We start from the raw sequence: 1,515 nt of genomic DNA, 5'->3' as shown, positions 1-1,515 counted from the left end.
GCGATCGTCAGTACGCCGCCGATTCTGCTTGCCGACGAGCCGACTGGAAACCTCGATCCCGATAACTCCTGGCAGGTGATTAAAATCCTCGACAAACTGAATGCGGTCGGGATTACCATAATTGTCACCACGCACGATGAGAGCTTGATTCGGCAGTCGAATCGCCCGGTAGTGCAGCTCCGCAACGGCTATTTATACCGGGGACAACCGCGTTAAGCGCAGACGTCAGGTTTAAGCGCTGTTCTGCCAATGCACCGCTTTAAGCACACGCGGCTAGAATCCCAAGGCGATACGCCCAACCCGATCGCCGCCTCACAGTTGGCTTATCCTGGAAGTAGGACTGTTTCGCACTAATTTTATGCCTCCTCGCTGGTCTCGTAAGCCCGATCGCGCCGATCCTGAATACCGCCGTTTAGACGATCGCATGAACTTTGCGACGCACGTTGCTATCTTCGCGGCAACAAACTCCGGTCTCTGGTTCTTTCGCGTGTTGGGATCGGTTACGCAAGGTGTGCCCGGTGGTCCGCCGATCACTCCTTTGATTACGGAAATCTGGGCGCTGGTGCTGCTGGCTCATGCCGTGTTCATTTTTGCAATCGCCAAATACACGGATGGATCGCTAACGTCGGCATCCAACACGGCTGGTATCGGATTCAAACCGACAAAATCAACCAAAGGATAGAAGCTGAGCCGCCTCTATCGATTAGAGTTTGGATTTTAGGTTGAACCTTGTTTCGCAACGTGGGTGTGAGGAGCAAGCCGCTTCAAATCTAACGTCACAAATCAAGCAATTAGGTGAGTTATGGCAACTAGCGCAACTCGTGCGATCGAATCTCTCGCTGCCGAGATTGGCGAAAATGTTTATATCGACGTGGCAAAGTGGCACCTGTATTTGTCGGATGCCCATCTGCATACGGTATTAGCCGAGCGGCTGTATCCGATGCTGACCTCGAACTCGCTGAACGAGGGCGACGTGCTAAAACTGCTTCAGAGCATCCCCGTGAAGCTAGGCGGCGGTAAGCGAGAAGTACCCCTAGCGGATCTACTGCCGATGCAGTGTCAGGTTAACCTGATGGATTTGCTGGAAGAGTTTCAGCGCAAGCTCTAGCGGATGCAGCGCTGTGTTCCTCCACCTCCGTTGCAGCGAGGCGATCGCCTGCGAGTGATTGCGCCGAGCGGAACGCTGCGTGAACTGGCTGCGTTTCAGCAAGGCGTCGAAGTTTGGCGATCGCGAGGCTATCAGGTCGAGTTAACGGCGGGGTTTGACGATCGGTGGGGCTATCTTGCAGGCACCGACGAAGCTCGGCGTCAGCAGCTCAGCACCGCACTTAACGATCCAGACTGTCGCGGCATTTTGTGTGCGCGCGGCGGTTGGGGTGGCGCGAGGCTGCTAGAAGCCTGGAGTTGGGACAGCACAGAGCCGAAGTGGCTGATTGGCTTCTCGGATATCACCAGCTTGCTGATGAGTTTAAGCCAGCGGGGCATTTCGGGCGTGCATGGTCCACTGCTGACCAC

General features: G+C 55.4%; 3 protein-coding genes and 1 pseudogene. All 4 read left to right on the top strand.

Annotation, left to right across the window (positions count from 1 at the left end; all coding sequences use genetic code 11):
* Positions 1-216 (top strand): annotated as a pseudogene (locus tag H6F43_RS10200) (cell division ATP-binding protein FtsE); the annotation flags it as partial.
* 142 nt (positions 217-358) lie between these two features.
* The gene (locus H6F43_RS10195) at positions 359-682 is read left to right on the top strand and encodes a 2TM domain-containing protein (RefSeq protein ID WP_190342673.1); all 324 of its coding nucleotides are present in this window, start codon (positions 359-361) and stop codon (positions 680-682) included.
* A gap of 120 nt (positions 683-802) precedes the next feature.
* A complete protein-coding gene (locus H6F43_RS10190) occupies positions 803-1,108 on the top strand; it encodes a DUF3181 family protein (RefSeq protein WP_190342672.1) in 306 nt (101 codons plus the stop codon).
* A gap of 3 nt (positions 1,109-1,111) precedes the next feature.
* The coding region (locus H6F43_RS10185; RefSeq protein WP_190342671.1) for an LD-carboxypeptidase at positions 1,112-1,515 on the top strand (404 nt) is incomplete at its 3' end.

It is taken from the genome of Leptolyngbya sp. FACHB-36, assembly GCF_014695955.1.
Classification (GTDB): Bacteria; Cyanobacteriota; Cyanobacteriia; order Leptolyngbyales; family Leptolyngbyaceae; genus FACHB-36.
This window is presented reverse-complemented; position numbering and strand designations above follow the sequence as displayed.